14 protein-coding genes are annotated in these 15,194 nt (G+C 72.4%); 10 read left to right on the top strand and 4 right to left on the bottom strand.

Features of this window, described 5'->3' with window-relative positions; all coding sequences use genetic code 11:
* Positions 1–23: 23 nt before the first annotated feature.
* Positions 24–1,175: a thiolase family protein gene (locus AB0F15_RS15745; protein WP_360270423.1), complete on the bottom strand. Its 1,152-nt coding sequence runs from the start codon at positions 1,173–1,175 to the stop codon at positions 24–26.
* On the bottom strand, positions 1,172–1,588 hold the full coding sequence (locus AB0F15_RS15740; protein ID WP_360270422.1) for an OB-fold domain-containing protein: 417 nt from the start codon (positions 1,586–1,588) through the stop codon (positions 1,172–1,174). Before AB0F15_RS15740 ends, AB0F15_RS15745 begins: the two co-directional genes overlap by 4 nt.
* A gap of 105 nt (positions 1,589–1,693) precedes the next feature.
* Here AB0F15_RS15740 and AB0F15_RS15735 point away from each other — a divergent pair, with 105 nt between their 5' ends.
* Entirely contained in the window at positions 1,694–2,272 is a 579-nt protein-coding gene (locus AB0F15_RS15735; protein WP_360270421.1) for a TetR family transcriptional regulator, read from the top strand.
* Positions 2,273–2,304: 32 nt separating this feature from the next.
* The gene (locus AB0F15_RS15730) at positions 2,305–3,489 is read left to right on the top strand and encodes an amidohydrolase family protein (RefSeq protein ID WP_360270419.1); all 1,185 of its coding nucleotides are present in this window, start codon (positions 2,305–2,307) and stop codon (positions 3,487–3,489) included.
* Positions 3,490–3,537: 48 nt separating this feature from the next.
* Here AB0F15_RS15730 and AB0F15_RS15725 read toward each other — a convergent pair whose 3' ends face one another.
* Positions 3,538–4,680: an acyl-CoA dehydrogenase family protein gene (locus AB0F15_RS15725; protein WP_360270417.1), complete on the bottom strand. Its 1,143-nt coding sequence runs from the start codon at positions 4,678–4,680 to the stop codon at positions 3,538–3,540.
* 147 nt (positions 4,681–4,827) lie between these two features.
* Between AB0F15_RS15725 and AB0F15_RS15720 the strand changes: the two genes are divergently transcribed.
* The 8 genes from AB0F15_RS15720 to AB0F15_RS15685 all read left to right on the top strand — a co-directional run bounded on the left by AB0F15_RS15720 (position 4,828) and on the right by AB0F15_RS15685 (position 13,883).
* A complete protein-coding gene (locus AB0F15_RS15720) occupies positions 4,828–5,424 on the top strand; it encodes a helix-turn-helix domain-containing protein (RefSeq protein ID WP_360270415.1) in 597 nt (198 codons plus the stop codon).
* A gap of 109 nt (positions 5,425–5,533) precedes the next feature.
* Positions 5,534–6,664, top strand: a complete 1,131-nt coding sequence (locus AB0F15_RS15715) for an amidohydrolase family protein (RefSeq protein WP_360270413.1) — start codon at positions 5,534–5,536, stop codon at positions 6,662–6,664.
* A gap of 17 nt (positions 6,665–6,681) precedes the next feature.
* Positions 6,682–6,891 (top strand): hypothetical protein, encoded by a 210-nt coding sequence (locus AB0F15_RS15710; protein WP_360270411.1) that lies wholly within the window; start codon positions 6,682–6,684, stop codon positions 6,889–6,891.
* On the top strand, positions 6,888–7,778 hold the full coding sequence (locus AB0F15_RS15705) for an acyl-CoA thioesterase II (protein ID WP_360270410.1): 891 nt from the start codon (positions 6,888–6,890) through the stop codon (positions 7,776–7,778). Before AB0F15_RS15710 ends, AB0F15_RS15705 begins: the two co-directional genes overlap by 4 nt.
* Positions 7,779–7,874: 96 nt before the next feature.
* A complete protein-coding gene (locus tag AB0F15_RS15700; protein WP_360270498.1) occupies positions 7,875–9,242 on the top strand; it encodes an MmgE/PrpD family protein in 1,368 nt (455 codons plus the stop codon).
* A complete protein-coding gene (locus tag AB0F15_RS15695; protein WP_360270409.1) occupies positions 9,239–10,387 on the top strand; it encodes an acyl-CoA dehydrogenase in 1,149 nt (382 codons plus the stop codon). The genes AB0F15_RS15700 and AB0F15_RS15695 overlap by 4 nt, the downstream gene beginning before the upstream one ends.
* A complete protein-coding gene (locus AB0F15_RS15690; protein WP_360270408.1) occupies positions 10,384–12,453 on the top strand; it encodes an acetate--CoA ligase family protein in 2,070 nt (689 codons plus the stop codon). The genes AB0F15_RS15695 and AB0F15_RS15690 overlap by 4 nt, the downstream gene beginning before the upstream one ends.
* Entirely contained in the window at positions 12,450–13,883 is a 1,434-nt protein-coding gene (locus AB0F15_RS15685) for an NAD-dependent succinate-semialdehyde dehydrogenase (RefSeq protein ID WP_360270406.1), read from the top strand. Before AB0F15_RS15690 ends, AB0F15_RS15685 begins: the two co-directional genes overlap by 4 nt.
* Before the next feature lie 41 nt (positions 13,884–13,924).
* On the opposite strand, the gene AB0F15_RS15680 is transcribed toward AB0F15_RS15685, so the two are convergent.
* A complete protein-coding gene (locus AB0F15_RS15680; protein ID WP_360270404.1) occupies positions 13,925–15,151 on the bottom strand; it encodes a DUF222 domain-containing protein in 1,227 nt (408 codons plus the stop codon).
* Positions 15,152–15,194: the final 43 nt, after the last annotated feature.

The following is a 15,194-nucleotide window of genomic DNA, read 5'->3' as shown; positions in this document are numbered from 1 at the left end:
GCCGTCACCTTTCGTCTTCGGAGCTAGCGGGACAGGATGGTCACCGCGGACGCGCCGGGCGCGCCGTAGAGGTGGGTGTAGCCGACCCGCGGGTCGCCGCCGACCTGGCGGGCGCCGGCGCGGCCCTGCAGCTGAAGCACGATTTCGTAGATCTGGCGGAGGCCGGAGGCACCGATCGGCTCGCCGTGGGCGATCAGACCGCCGTCGGTGTTCACCGGCAGCCGGCCGCCGATTTCGGTGGCGCCCTCGGCGAGCCAGCGCTCCTGCTCGCCGTCGGCGCAGAACCCGTTCTCCGCCAGGTGGATCAGTTCGGACCCGGCGTCGGTGTCCTGCAGCTGGGCGACCCGCACGTCGTCCGGGCCGATGCCCGCGACCTCGTACGCGGCTCGCGACGCGTCGACCGTGGGGCTCGGCGCGCTGGTCAGTGGCAGCGACGGGCTCTGCAGTTCGAAGGCGCCGAACCGCCGGGACCGCAGTTCGGCGGCGCGCACGTACACCGGCGCCGACGTGAACTCCCGCGCGAGGTCGCCCCGGCACAGCACGACGGCCGCGGCGCCCTCGTCCGGCCCGCAGTACATGTACCGCGTCAGCGGGTGGTTCACCACGGGAGCGTCGAGGATCTCGCGCTCGGACAGCGGCTTCTGCCGCCAGGCGTGCGGGGTGATCGAGCCGTTGCGCAGGTTCTTGGCGGCGATCTTCGCCAGGCTGCCGACCGACACGTCGTGGTCGTGCAGGTACTTGCCGATCTTCGTGCCGAAGAAGTGGGTCGTGAGGAACAGGCCGGTACGGCCGTACCAGGCGGGCAGCCCGGCCACCGCGGGGTCGGCCGCGAACGCGCCCCGCGGGTGCTTGTCCATCCCGATCGCCATCGCGACGTCGGCTTCGCCGTGCCTGATCGCGGCGGCCGCCATCTGCAGCGAGGTGCCGCCGGTGGCGCAGCCGTTGAAGACGCCGCGCACCGGGATGCCGGTGAGCCCCAGCAGGCCGACGATCGCGTCGGGGTTCGACACCTCGTAGCTGCCGACGTACGCCGCCCGGACCCGGGACCACCCGGTCCCGGCGTCGGCCAGCGCCGCCTGGGCGGCCTCGGCTCCCATCTGCAGCGCGAGCTTGTCGCCGTGCCTGCCGAACGGGTGCAGGCCGACGCCGACGATCGCCACGTCCGGCGTGCTCATGACGTCACCTCGGCCGGAACCGGCGCGAACGCGTAAGTGAGCACCTCGGTGCCGTCCTCCCGGGTCGTGTACGGAACTATCCGCAGCTCCATCGGCTGCCCGATCCGCAGCTTCGCCGGATCGGCCTCGGTGAACCGCGCCTGCACCAGCAGCTCGCCGGGCAGCTCGACGTACCCGAGCGCGTACGGCTGGAACGTCTCGTCGGTGTCGTTCCCGTCGTACGGCGGTGAAGGCGGCCGGAACTGCTGGGTCGTGAACGCCCAGAGCGTGCCGCGCCTGCCGAGCAGGCACCGCTCTTCGCCGGGGCGGGCGGGGAACGACAGGACACCGTCGTCCCCCCGGGAGGCGATCAGCCTGGGTTCGCGCGAGGGCCACGTGAACAGGCCGTCCGCGACGGCCACCTGCGTCGTCATGCGACCGATGCTAGCAGTCGGTCACTCATCTATCTATATTTATCAGTTAGATAATTAACCCAATACTCTTGTGAGAGTCTCTCAACCCGACATAGCATCGCGGCCATGACAGAACTGCGGGAGCGCAACCGGCTGCGGACCGCGGGCGACGTGGAGACCGCCGCACTGCGGCTGTTCGAGCTGCACGGCTACGACGACACCACGGTGGAGCAGATCGCCGCCGGGGCGGGAATCTCCAGTGCCACGTTCTTCCGGTACTTCCGGGCCAAGGAGGACGTGCTCTTCAGCGGGGAAGACAGCTCGGCACGGACACTCGTCGCGCTGGTGGCCGAGCGCGGCGACCGCCGCCGCAGCGTCGCCGCGCTCGCCGAACCGGTGTGCCGCTTCGCGCACCGCTCGGTCGCCAACCCGGCCACCGACGGCCAGCGGCTGACCCACCTGGTCATGACCACCCCGGCCCTGGAGGCCCGCAGCCTCCGGCTCCGGCTGCGCTGGGAACGCGAAATCGGCGAGCAACTGGCCCGCGAGGCCGGCGCCGACCGCCCGGACCTCGCCCACTCGGTGGTCGCGGCGATCGCGGTGTCGTGCCTCACCAGCGCCCTGCGGGCCGGACACCACACCGGCGGTTCCATCGCCCACCTGACCCGGCGGGCCTTCGCGCACTGCGCCGACCTCGCCTGCTGAACCTGCTGACCGAGAAGACAAGGAGAACGACGATGGCCGACCGGCTGCCCTACCAGATGATCGACTTCGACACCCATTCCTACGAGACCGAGGACTGCTTCACCCGCTTCATGCCGGAGGCCAAGAAGGACTCGGCGATCCAGACCGTGCGGCTGGCCTCCGGGAAGAAGGTCCTGCTCGCCAACCACAAGATCGTCAACGCGCTCGAGAACGACCTCGACAAGGCGTACGTGCCGGGTTCTCTGGCCGAGATGCTCCGGCAGCGGTCACAGGGCGAGCAGTCCGATTCCGAGCGCTTCTTCGAGGACATCAAGGACGAGTACCTCCGGCACGACGCCCGGCTGGCCAAGATGGACGAGCAGCAGATCGAACGCGGGCTCATGTACCCGGGCGGCTGGGCGCTGATGGCCGAGGCGTACCTCGACGGGATCGACCCGCTGTACGACAACCTCCACTCGTTCAACCGCTGGATCGACGAGGACTGGGGGTTCAACTACAAGGACCGGATCTACGCGCCGGCGATGCTGTCCCTGCGCGACCTCGACCGGGCCGTGGCCGAGCTGGACACGGTGCTCGGCGCCGGAGCCCGGTTCGTCCTGCTGCCCGCCGGGCCGGCGTACGGCCGCTCCCCCGGCGACCCGTACTTCGACCCGATCTGGTCGCGGATCAACGAGGCGAAGGCCCGCGTCGCCTTCCACATCTCCGAGTTCCACTACCAGTCCAACGTGGCGTCGCAGTGGGGCTGGGGCCTGGTCCCGCCGTTCCAGTTCTCGGCCTGGCAGTGGCAGAACACCTACGGCGAGCGGCCGATCACCGACACGCTGTCGGCGCTGATCTTCGACAACCTCTTCGGCCGGTTCCCGGACATCCAGGTCGTGGTGAGCGAGTTCGGGTCCGAGTGGGTGCCGCACTTCCTGAAGCACATGGACAAGAGCCGCGGCATGGGCCGCAACGGCATCTGGCTCGGCGGGCAGCTGCCCGAGCGCCCGAGCCGCATCTTCCACAAGCACGTCAAGGTGGTGCCGTACCCCGAAGACGACATCGTGGGTCTCGTCGACCGGCTGGGCACCGCGGACTCGCTCGTGATGGGCTCGGACTGGCCGCACGCCGAAGGACTGGCCGAGCCGGCCGACTTCTACGACCGGCTGAGCGGCCTCGGCGACGAGAATCGCCGGAAGTTCCTGCGGGACAACGCTCTCTCGGTACTGGTGGACTGACCCGGCCGGGCGCGAGGGCCGGCCACCGCCCTCGCCCCGAACCGGGAGTCACATTCCCAGCGACCGGCCGATCAGGTCCTTCATGATCTCCGTGGTTCCGCCGTACAGCCGCTGCACCCGGGCGTCCCGCCACAGCCTGGCGATCTCGTACTCGTTGACGTAGCCGTATCCGCCGTGCAGCTGGAGGCAGCGGTCGAGGATCTCCCACTGCGTCTCGGTGGTCCACCACTTCGCGCCCGCCGCTTCCTCCGCGGTCAGCTCGCCCGCGTTCGCCGCCAGGATGCACTGGTCGAGGTAGGTGCCCATGACGTCGATCTTGGTCCGCATCTCGGCGAGCGCGTGCCGGTTGACCTGGAACTTCCCGATCGGCCGGCCGAACGCCTCCCGGTCACCGGCGTACGCGAGGGTGATCTCGTAGGCCCGCCGCGCACTCGCGACGGCGTGCACGGCGATGCCGAGCCGTTCCTTGGGCAGGTTCTGCATGAGGTGGTAGAACCCGCGGTTCTCCTCGCCGACGAGGTTTTCGACCGGCACCCGGACGTCGGTGAAGATCAGCTCCGCGGTGTCGGCCGAGCGCTGCCCGATCTTGTCGAGCTTGCGGCCCCGGGAGAAACCCGGGGTCCCGGCTTCCACCACGATGAGGCTGATGCCGCGGTGCCCGGCCGCGGGGTCGGTCTTGCACGCGACCATGACCAGGTCGGCGAGGAGCCCGTTCGAGATGAACGTCTTCGTCCCGTTGATCACGTAGTGGTCGCCCTCGCGGCGGGCGGTCGTGCGCAGGCCGCGGACGTCGGACCCGGCGCCCGGCTCCGACATCGCGATGGCGGTGATGATCTCCCCCGAGCAGAACCCGGGCAGCCACCGCCGCCGCTGCTCCGGTGTCGTCAAGGTGATCAGGTACGGCGCCATGATGTCGTTCTGCAGGCCCAGCCCGATGCCCACCGCACCGCTCGCCCAGTACTCCTCGGTGAGGATCGCGTTGAACCGGAAGTCGCCGACCCCGGAGCCGCCGTACTCTTCGGGGACCTCCCAGCCGAGCAGGCCCTGCTCGCCGGCCTTCAGCCAGGCTTCGCGGCTGACCTTGCCGGCGGCCTCCCACTCGTCGACGAACGGCACGCACTCCTTCTCGAAGTACGTTCTCGCCGAGCGGCGGAACAGCTCGTGCTCTGTGGTGAAGATGGTCCGGCGCATCTCGGCCGACTCCTCGTCCCGGCCTGGTAGCCGTTGCCGTCGGGATATTCAGTTAGCTAATTAAACTATAACGACTCCTGTCAAGGTCGGCGGCGGCCGGCGCGCGCCTGCTCTACGCTGTGCCGAGAGTCCGACGAGGGAGGGTGTGTGGACCAGTCTTCGGAACGTGACCGGATCATCGACGCCGCGTACCGCGCCCTGGCGGTCACGGGCGGCGCCGGCCTGTCGGTGAACGAGGTCCTGCGGTCAGCCGGGCTGTCCACCCGCGCGTTCTACCGCCTCTTCGACTCGAAGGACGAACTGCTGCTCGCCCTGTTCCGGCAGGACTCCGACCGGGTGGCCGCCCGCCTGCGCCGCGCCGCGGCCGCCGAGCCTCCCGCGGCCGCACTCCTCGCCTTCGTGCAGGCCATGCTGCGGATCACCGCCGATCCGCGCCGGCGCCAGCGCGTGCTGGTCATGTCTTCCGAAGAGATCGCCCGCGCGAAGGGGTACCTCGCCGAGCGTCAGCGCTACCACGCTCTCGTGCAGGGCGAACTGGTCCACATCCTCGAACGCGGCCAGGCCGACGGCTCGTTCCCGCTGGCCCGGCCGGCCTCGGACGCCGGCTGGATCCGCGCCGCGATCCAGCACGCCTTCGACGAGCAGATCGCCGGGACCGCCCCGGCCGCCCCGAACGAGACGGCGGAGCTGGTGACCGGCTTCGCACTGCGTGCCCTCGGAGCACGGGCGGTCGTCGGCCACTGAGGCCGCGGATCGACAGCACCCGGGTGTTGACAGCCTGGCTGCCAAGGCATCTACTGAAAACGTCATTTTCACTGGCCGGGTGCCGAGCCCCGGGGAAGAAGGATTTCCGATGGAGAAGATCTGGGCGAACTCCGGTGACTCGCACTTCCTCGAGCCCGAAGAGCTCTGGCGGGAAAACCTGCCGGCCCGGCTGGCCGAGCTCGTCCCGCGCGCCGAGAAGGACCCGGACGGCGAGTGGGAGACCGTGCACATCGACGGCATGTCCTTCCGCCGCAAGCTGCCGACGGGACGCAGCAAGGAGTTCCTCGAGGCGACGCACCGGGCGCCGGGCGCCCGTGACCTCGCCAAGCGCATGATCGACCTGGACAACGAGGGCGTCTGGGCCGAACTGGTCTTCCCGTCGCTGGGCATGTGGAGCTCGTCGTTCCGCACGCCCGAGGTCCTGCGGGAAGCGCTCCGGGTCAGCAACGACTGGGCCTGGGACGCGATCGAAGACTTCTCCCCGCGGCTGGTCACCACCGCGCAGGTGTCCACCCTGGACATCGGCGACGCGGTGGCGGAGCTGGAGCGAGTCGCCGAAATGGGCTACCGCGCGGTCTACCTCCCGGTCGCGCCGCACCCGCTGCAGAAGGACTACAACCAGGACGCGTGGGAGCCGTTCTGGACGGCCGCCGAGCGGGCGAACATGGTGCTCGCGTTCCACATCGGCACCGACCCCATCGACCTGTCCAAGGGCGGCGCGTCCGGAGTGGTCTACCGGGGGCCCGGCGGCGCCGTGCTGAACTACACCGAGACGACCTTCGGCGGTCAGCGCGCCGTGATGAAGCTGGTCGCCTCCGGTGCGCTCGACCGCCACCCGGACCTGCGGGTCCTGGTGTCCGAGGGCGGGGCCACCTGGGTGCCGTTCGTCGCCGACCGGATGGAGGAGGGGTACCGCCAGCACGCGATGGCGGTACGGCCCAAGCTCAAGCGGTCGCCGAAGGAAATCATCTACTCGCAGGTGTATGCCTCGTTCCAGCACGACGAGTCCGCGATCGCCGCGTGCACCGCGATGGGGTACGAAAACGTCATGTGGGGCAGCGACTACCCGCACATGGAAGGCACCTACGGGCACACGCAGGACACACTGCACCACCTGTTCGACGGGGTGGACCCGAGGGTCCGGCACCGCATCACGGTCGGCGCCTTCACCGAACTGTTCCCCGACGTGCCGCCCCTGCCGACGCCGGCCGCGGTCTGACCGAGGAGCGCGCCGACGTGAGTGACGACACCGTCCTGTACGACTCCCCGACCGAATTCCTGCACGAGGTGGCCGAGAAGACCGGCCATTGCGTGGCCCAGTCCGTGATCCCGCGGGAGGACGGCTCCTACGTGTGCGCGTGCTCGTGCGAGCGGTGGGAGGTGACCGCGCCCAGCCGTGCCGACGGGCTGCGGCTCGCCCGCCGGCACACCGGCTCGATCCCGTGACCGGCGCGCCCACCCGGCCGGTGCACGATCCCGCGCGGGCCGCGCTGCTCGAACTGGTCGGCGAAATCCTGGACCTCGAGCACCTCGAGGTGGATCTCTTCCGCGGGCGGAGCCCCCGGAAGGCCACCCAGCGGGTGTTCGGCGGCCAGGTCGCCGGGCAGGCGCTGGTGGCCGCGGGGCGCACGGTCGCCCGGGATCGGCCGGTGCACAGCCTGCACGGCTACTTCGTGCGGCCCGGCCGGCCCGCGACGCCCATCGTGTACCGCGTCCACCGGATCCGGGACGGCCGCTCGTTCACCACCCGCCGGGTGGACGCGCTGCAGCACGGCGAAACGATCTTCACGATGTCGGCGAGCTTCCACGGCGACGAACCGGGCCTCGTCCACCAGGAGCCGATGCCGGCCGCGCCGGCACCGGAATCGCTGCCCACCCCGCGCGAAGCGTTCCTGCGGGCCGGCCGGGACACCCCGCGCAACATCCTCCCGTTCGACCTGCGCCGGGTCGGCGAGGACGGCTGGCGGGCCGGGTCGGATCCGCAACGCTCCACCCAGGTCTGGTTGCGGGCGGCCGACGAACTCGGCGACGATCCGCTGCTGCACGCCTGCCTGCTCACCTACGCCAGTGACCTGACCCTGCTCAGCGGCGTCACCTACGCCCACCGGCTGGAGCCGTTCGGCGCGGACGACGGCCCGGTCGCCATGGCCAGCCTGGACCACGCGGTCTGGTTCCACCGCCCGGTCCGGGTGGACGACTGGCTGCTGTTCGACCAGGACTCCCCGACCGCCGGTGGCGGCCGCGGGCTGGCGCGCGGGCAGTTCTTCGACCGCGCCGGGCGGCACGTGGCCAGCGCGGTCCAGGAAGGACTCGTGCGCGTCCGTCCTCAGTAGACGAGGAGCACCCCTTCCGATCGACCACCCTCTCCTATATAGTTAGATGAATTGACTATTGGTCTTCCGGTCGAGGGTGGCAGCCGAGTGCGTGAGATGTCCGGTTCCGGCGCGACGGCGCAGCTCGCCGAGTGGGTGCACGGCATGCAACGGGCGAGCCTGGACGCCCCGGTCGCCCACCAGGCCAGGAGGCTCGTGCTGGACTGCCTCGCGGCCGCGATCGCCGGCTCGGCGACGCCGGTGGCGGCGGCGGTCCGCGACCTCGTCGCCCGGATGTACCCGGGCGAGCACGCGGGGGTCGTCGGCGGGGGGCGCGCGTCGGCCGCCGGGGCGGCGCTGGCGAACGGCACCGCCGCGCACGCGCTGGACGTCGACGACGGCTACACCCCGGGCTCGGTGCACCCGAGCGCGCCGACGATCCCGGCCGTCCTGGCCGCGGCCGAGAGCACCGGCGCCCCGGCGGACACCGTGTTGCGGGCCGTCGCGACCGCGGTGGAGGTGACCTGCCGGCTGGCCCGCGCCGCCCACCCCGCGACCCGGGAGGCCGGGTTCCACAACACCGCGCTGGCCGGGGTGCTGGGCGCCGCGGCCGGGGTGTCGGTGGTGCTCGGCCTCGACCGGGCCGAGGTCGTCTCGGCGCTGGGGGTCGCGGGCTCCCACTCGGGCGGGCTGTTCGAGTTCCTGGGCAGCGGCGCCGAGGTCAAGCGGCTGCACGCCGGCAAGGCGGCCCGCGACGGCCTGCTGTCCGCCCACCTCGCCCGGCTGGGTGTCAGCGGTCCGGCGACGGTCCTCGAAGGCACCAACGGCTACTTCCCCGCCTTCGCCCGCGGCGCATGGCGCCCGGCCGACCTGCTCGACGGGCTCGGCGAGCGCTGGGCGCTGCGGGACACCTACGTCAAGGTGCACCCGTGCTGCCGGCACCTGCACGGGCCGATCGACGCGCTGCTGGACCTGCGAGCGGAGCACGACCTCGCCGCGGTGACGGCGGTGCGCGTCGAGACCTACTCGGTCGCCGCGGCCCACGCCCACACGACGTTCGGCAGCTTCCTCGACGCGCAGCTGAGCATCCCCTACGCGGTGGCGGTGACCCTGCTCGACGGGCAGGCCGGCCTGCCGCAGTTCGACGAGGCCCACCGGACGTCACCGGCGGTGGCCGCCCTCGCGGCCCGGGTCGAGGTCGCCGCCGTCGCCGAGTTCGACGCCCGCTACCCCGCCGAACGGCCGGCCCGCGTCACCGTGCACCGCGCCGGGCGTCCGTCGCTGTGCCGGGAGGTCGGCCAGCCGCGCGGCGAGCCGAGCCGGCCCCTGGACGACGAAGCACTCACGGCGAAGTTCCGGCTGCTCGCCGATCCGGTACTGGGCCCCGGGCGCGCGGCCGGCCTGGCCGGCGCCGTGTGGGCGTTCGACGACATCGCCGCGGTCATGTCCGGGCTTGCGGACGAAAACGAGAGGGAGTCCCGATGACCACCAGCACCGACGAACGGACGGCGTTCGCCGAGTCGGTCCGGGCGTTCGCCCGCGACCGGCTGGCTCCCGGGGCGCTCGACCGAGCGCACGCCCCCGGGTACCCGTGGGACATCGCGGAACTGCTCGCGCAGCAGGGCCTGCTCGGGCTGACCGTGCCGGAGCGTGATGGGGGCCAGGGCGCCACGCTGCTCGACGCCGTGACGGCCATCCGGGAAGTCGGCCTCGTCTGCCCGAAGAGCGCCGATGTCGTGCAGGCCGGCAACTTCGGCGCGTTGCGGACCTTCGCCGAGTACGCCGACGACGACCAGAAGGCCCGCTTCCTGCCCGGGTTCCTGGCCGGCAAGACGCTGCTGGGGCTGGCGATGAGCGAGCCGGAGGCCGGGTCGGCGGTCACCGACCTGACCACGAGCGCCGAGCCGGACGGCGACGGGTACGTCATCGACGGCACCAAGATCTGGTCCACCCACAGCGTCGAGGCGCACGTGTTCCTCGTCTACGTCCGCTTCGGCCCCGGCGTCGGCGGGATCGGCTCGGTGCTGGTCGAACGCGGCACCCCCGGCCTGGAGATCGGCAAGCCGTCGGACTACCTGAGCGGCGAGCAGTGGGCCCCGCTGTACTTCGGGAACTGCCGGATCCCCGCGGAGAACGTGCTGCTGGGCCCCGGCGGCTTCAAGAAGCAGATCAGCGGGTTCAACGTCGAGCGGCTCGGCAACGCCGCACGCTCGCTCGCACTGGGCAAGCTGGCGTTCGGCATCGCCCGTGACCACGTGCTCCGCCGCGAGCAGTTCGGCCGCCCGCTCGCGGACTTCCAGGGCGTCCAGTGGAAGTTCGCCGACATGGCGGTGGCCCTGGACGGCGCGGACCTGCTGCTGGAGCGCGCCGCGGCCAACGCGGACGACGGCCTGCCCTCGGCCTACGAGACGTCGGTCGCCAAGCTGGCGGCCAACCAGGCCGGCTTCCAGGCCGCCGACCAGGCCATGCAGGTGATGGGCGCGATGGGCTACAGCACGGACACCCTCGTCGAGTACTGCTTCCGCCGCACGCGGGGCTGGATGATCGCCGGCGGTTCGCTCGAGGTCCTGCGCAACCGGATCGCGGAGGACGTGCTGGGCCGCCGGTTCAGCCAGCGGGCGCCACGGTGACCGCCGGGGCCGAGCTCGCCGCCGCGCTGTTCACGCCGCGCAGCGTGGCTTTGGTCGGCGCTTCCGCGGATCCCGCGAAGGCGTCTTCGCGGCCGCTGCGCTTCCTGCGGCGCAGCGGGTTCGCCGGCGCCGTCTACCCGGTCAACCACCGGGTCACCGAGATCGACGGGGAGCGGGCCTTCCCGTCGCTCGACGCCCTGCCCGAGGTGCCCGAGCACGCGTTCCTGATGACCCCGGCGGCCGCCACCGTCGACGCCGTCCGGCAGTGCGGCCTGCTGGGCGTGCCCGTGGTGACCGTCCTGTCCGGCGGCTTCGCCGAAGCCGGTCCGGAGGGCGCCGCGCGGCAGCGGGAGCTCGCGGCCGTCGCCCGGGAGTCCGGCACCCGCGTCGTCGGGCCGAGCAGCCTCGGTGTGGTCAACACCCGCACCGGACTGACGCTCACCGCGAACGCGGCGTTCGCCGATCCGGACCTGAAGCAGGGTGGCATCTTCGTCGCCTCGCACTCCGGCAGCCTCATCGGTGCCCTGCTGTCCCGTGGGGCCGCGTGTTCGCGCCTGGTGTCGGTCGGCGGCGAGGCCGACCTCGGGATCGGCGAGATCTGCGGCACGGCCGTGGCCGACCCGGAAGTCACCGGGTTCCTGCTGTTCCTGGAAAACCTCCGCCACGCCGACGGCCTGCGCACCTTCGCCCGGGCGGCCGCGGCCCACGGGAAGCCGGTGCTGGCCTACAAACTGGGCCGCTCCCGCGCCGCGGCCGACCTGGCCGTGTCCCACACCGGCTCCCTCGCGGGCGAAGACGACGTGGCCGCCGCCTTCCTCGCCGACTGCGGCATCGCCCGCGCCCACACCCTCGACGGCCTGCTCGAAGGCCTCCCGCTGCTCGCCAGGACTCCCGTCGACGCGGGCACGCCCCGGCGGGTCGGCGTGGTCACGACCACCGGCGGGGGCGCCGCGATGGTCGTCGACCAGCTGGGGGTGCTGGGGATCGACGTGGCCGGGCCCACGCCCGGCACGCTGGCCCGGCTCGCCGCGGCGGGAGCGCCCGCCGCACCGGGGGTGATCGTCGACCTCACCCTGGCAGGCACCCGGTACGCGGTGATGTCCGCTGCCTTGGACGTGCTGCTCTCCTGCGGCGAGTTCGACCTGGTCGTCGCCGTGGTCGGCTCCTCGGCCCGGTTCGAGCCCGAGGTCGCGGTGCGCCCGATCGTCGACCGCGCCCACCGGGAGAAGCTCGCGGCGTTCCTCGTGCCGCACGCCCCGGAGGCGCTGGCCATGCTCGCCGAGGCGGGCGTGCCCGCGTTCCGCACCCCGGAATCGTGTGCCGACGCGATCGCCGCGGCACTCGGACGGCGGGCCCCGCGCCGCCTGTCACCCGCCGCGCCCGGCAGGCCCGGGCCGGTCCGCCCGCTCGACGAGGCGGCGTCGTACGCCGTGCTGGCCGAGGTGGGCGTCGAGGCCGCGCCGCACCGGGTGCTTCCGGTGGACAACCCGGACGCGGACGGCCTGCGGTTCCCGGTCGCGGTCAAGGCGCTGTCCGCCGAGCTCGGGCACAAGAGCGATGTCGGCGGCGTGGTGCTGAACGTGCGGACGGCCGCCGAACTCCGTGCGGCGGCCGGCCGGATCCGCGCCGACGTGGCCGCGCGAGGCGGAGTCGAGATCCCGGAGGTGCTGGTGCAGTCGATGGAATCGGGCCTCGGCGAGGTGCTCGTCGGCTACCGGATCGACCCGGACACGGGCCCGCTCGTGCTGGTCGCCGCCGGTGGCGTGCTGACGGAGGTCTACGCCGACCGCAGCCTCAGCACCGCCCCGGTCGACCTCGCCACCGCGCACCGCCTGCTCGGCGAGGTGAAGGGCATCGCGGCGCTGCGCGGCCATCGCGGTGCGCAGCCCGGCGACCTCGACGCACTGGCCCGGCTGGTCGTGGCCGTGTCGGAGCTGGCCGCGCACGGTGACGTCGTCGAGGCCGAGATCAACCCCGTGCTCGTCCGCGCGGCCGGCGAAGGTGTCGTCGCGCTCGACGCCGTGGTCCGGGTGCGCGACGGGTCGACGAACGGAGCGGCAGAGTGATCCCCCACCCCGAACCCCGGATGCTCATCGACGGCCGCTGGACCCGGGGTTCCGGGACGGAGACACGCCCGGTCGAGAACCCGGCCACCGGCGAAACCCTCACCGAGCTGCCGGTCGCCACCGCCGCCGACCTCGACGAGGCACTGGACGCCGCGCGCCGGGCGTTCCCCGGCTGGCGCCGGACCTCCCCGATCGAGCGGAGCCGGGTGCTGCGGGACGGCGCCCGGCTGATCCGCGACCGGGCCGGCGACCTGGCCGTGGTCATCACCCTCGAGCTGGGCAAGCCGCTGGCCGAGTCGCGCGCCGAGGTCCTCCTGGCCGCCGAGCACCTCGAATGGGCGGCCGAAGAGGGCCGCCGCTCGTACGGCCGGGTCATCCCGGCCCGGGATCCGGACACCGTGCAGCACACCGTGCTCGAACCGGTCGGCGTGGTCGCGGCGTTCGCGCCGTGGAACGCACCGGCGGTGACGCCGTCGCGGAAGATCGGCGGCGCGCTGGCGGCGGGGTGCTCGATGATCCTCAAACCGGCCGAGGAAACCCCGACGGCGGCGCTGATGATGGCCGCGGCGCTGGAGGAGGCCGGCCTGCCCCGCGGCGTGCTCAACGTGGTCTTCGGCGACCCGCCGATGATCGGGCGGCACCTGGTGACCTCGCCGGTCGTGCAGGCGGTCACCTTCACCGGCTCGACCGCGGTCGGCGCCGAGCTGCGGACCCTGGGCGCCCCGTCGATGACCCGGATGACCATGGAGCTCGGCGGGCACGCGCCGGTCCTCGTGCTCGCCGACGCCGACATCGAGTCGGTCGCGCGGTCGGCCGTGCCGGCGTGCTACCGCAACTCCGGCCAGGTGTGCACCTCCCCCACCCGGTTCCTGGTCCACGCCGACGTCCACGACCGGTTCCTGGCCGCGTTCGTCGACGCGGTCCGCCACCGCAAGGTCGGCGACGGCCGGGCCGACGGTGTCCAGATGGGACCGGTGGCGACCGGACGGCGGCTGCGGGCGCTGTCCGACATGACGGCCGACGCCCGCGCTCGCGGCGCCGTCGTGGAGACCGGCGGCGAGCGGATCGGCGACGCCGGGTGGTTCTTCGCCCCGACCGTGCTGACGTCGGTGCCGCCGGATTCCCTCGCCGGCACGGTCGAGCCGTTCGGCCCGCTGAAGACCGTCACCCCGTTCGACGACCTGGACGAGGCGCTGGCGGAAGCGAACCGGCTGCCGTACGGCTTGGCGTCCTACGCGTGGACCGGCGACTCGGGGGCGGCGGCGCACATCGTCCGCGAGCTGGCGGCCGGGTCGGTGGCGGTCAACAGCTGGCGGCCCTCCCTGCCGGAAACCCCGTTCGGCGGGTTCCACCTCAGCGGCGTCGGCACCGAGGGCGGAGCGGAGGGCCTGCACGGCTTCCAGCGGCTCAAGTACGTGAGCCGGAGCTGACCGGCCGACCAGCGAGGTGACCGGCCGCCGGTTCACCGAGCTCACGCCGCGGCCTGGTGGCGTGGTGGGTCGTGAGCCTTGTTGCGGAGGGGTTTCCGCTGCGGATCCAGCCAGGCGGGCGGAACCCAGTGGACCACTCCGTCGTGGAGCCGGATGTCCCAACCGCCGTGGTGGATCAGGTGATGGCACCGTTCGCAGACGAGCGCGAGATCGTTGACGTTCGTCTCGCCGCCCTGGGTCGCCCAGAAGATGATGTGGTGCGGCGTCGTCCACTTCGGACCGCGGTCGCAGCCGGGCCGGGTGCATCCCCTGTCCCGGATCGCCAACGCCCGTCGCTGCGCCGGAGTCGCCGTGCGCGCGGCACGGCCGAGGTCCAGGACTTGGCCTTCGCCGCCGAGTACCGCGGGGTAGATCTTGGCGTCGCACAGCAGCCGCCGCAGCTGCGACGTGGTCATCGTGTCGCCGTTGTCCAGCAGCACCGACCCCGCCTCGCGCCGCAGATCCTCCAGCTGGACCGTCACGGTCGCGACGGCGCGTTCGCCGGCCCGCACCGGCAGGTCCTCGGATCGTGCGGCGAGTTCGAAGATCGCCGCGACGGCGTCGCCCTGGCGTTCGGCGGTGGTGCGGGAGTCCGGGTCGCCGTCCTCGTCCTTCGGCTCCGGTTTCGCCAGCGGCACGAAGAGATCCTCGGCAAGGTGCCCGGTTTCGGAGTCGAACTCGCCGGAGAACCGCAGGCGTCCTTCGCGCGTCCAGCAGTAGCGGAACTCCCGCTTCGGCCGCCTCAGCTCCTCGTCGCGGCCGTTCGGTTCCTGGCGATCCAGGTCCCAGTAGGCCAGCAGGCGCTGTCCGGCTTTGCGCACGGTCGACGGGATCGCCTGCCGGGCCAGGGCCACCAGCGTCGCCTCGTCCGCGGCGAACTGCTGAGCCTCAAGCGCTTCCGGGGCCTGGTCCAGCACCGCGATGATCTCCGCGGCATGTCCGGCGGTGATCTCTCCCGCGGCGAGCGCTGCCCGCACCAGCGAAAGATCGGAGGTGGCGATCGCGACCCGGGCACGGGCATCCTGCCACGACACCCGCGTGCTGCCCACGAGGAACGCCGCGGTGTCCCGGCAGCCGTTCGACGGACCGAGGCCGCGCCGGTCGGCCTCGGCCACCAGCTCCAGATGCCGCGCATACTCGATCCGCAGGCGTTTCTCGGTGGCACACAGCATCGAGGCGAGCTCGTCGTCGGAGAGCTGCCACGCTGCGGTGTGTTCGGTCTCGGCCACACTCCCAAACTACCCGAACAGCTGTTCGACACGCATCACACGA

Source organism: Amycolatopsis sp. NPDC026612, from assembly GCF_040638285.1.
GTDB lineage: Bacteria > Actinomycetota > Actinomycetes > Mycobacteriales > Pseudonocardiaceae > Amycolatopsis.
This window is presented reverse-complemented; position numbering and strand designations above follow the sequence as displayed.

Coding starts and splice junctions, on each gene's coding strand:
- AB0F15_RS15745 (WP_360270423.1), bottom strand. CDS start 1,175: ATGAGCACGCCGGACGTGGCGATCGTCGGCGTCGGCCTGCACCCGTTC.
- AB0F15_RS15740 (WP_360270422.1), bottom strand. CDS start 1,588: ATGACGACGCAGGTGGCCGTCGCGGACGGCCTGTTCACGTGGCCCTCG.
- AB0F15_RS15735 (WP_360270421.1), top strand. CDS start 1,694: ATGACAGAACTGCGGGAGCGCAACCGGCTGCGGACCGCGGGCGACGTG.
- AB0F15_RS15730 (WP_360270419.1), top strand. CDS start 2,305: ATGGCCGACCGGCTGCCCTACCAGATGATCGACTTCGACACCCATTCC.
- AB0F15_RS15725 (WP_360270417.1), bottom strand. CDS start 4,680: ATGCGCCGGACCATCTTCACCACAGAGCACGAGCTGTTCCGCCGCTCG.
- AB0F15_RS15715 (WP_360270413.1), top strand. CDS start 5,534: ATGGAGAAGATCTGGGCGAACTCCGGTGACTCGCACTTCCTCGAGCCC.
- AB0F15_RS15700 (WP_360270498.1), top strand. CDS start 7,875: ATGTCCGGTTCCGGCGCGACGGCGCAGCTCGCCGAGTGGGTGCACGGC.
- AB0F15_RS15695 (WP_360270409.1), top strand. CDS start 9,239: ATGACCACCAGCACCGACGAACGGACGGCGTTCGCCGAGTCGGTCCGG.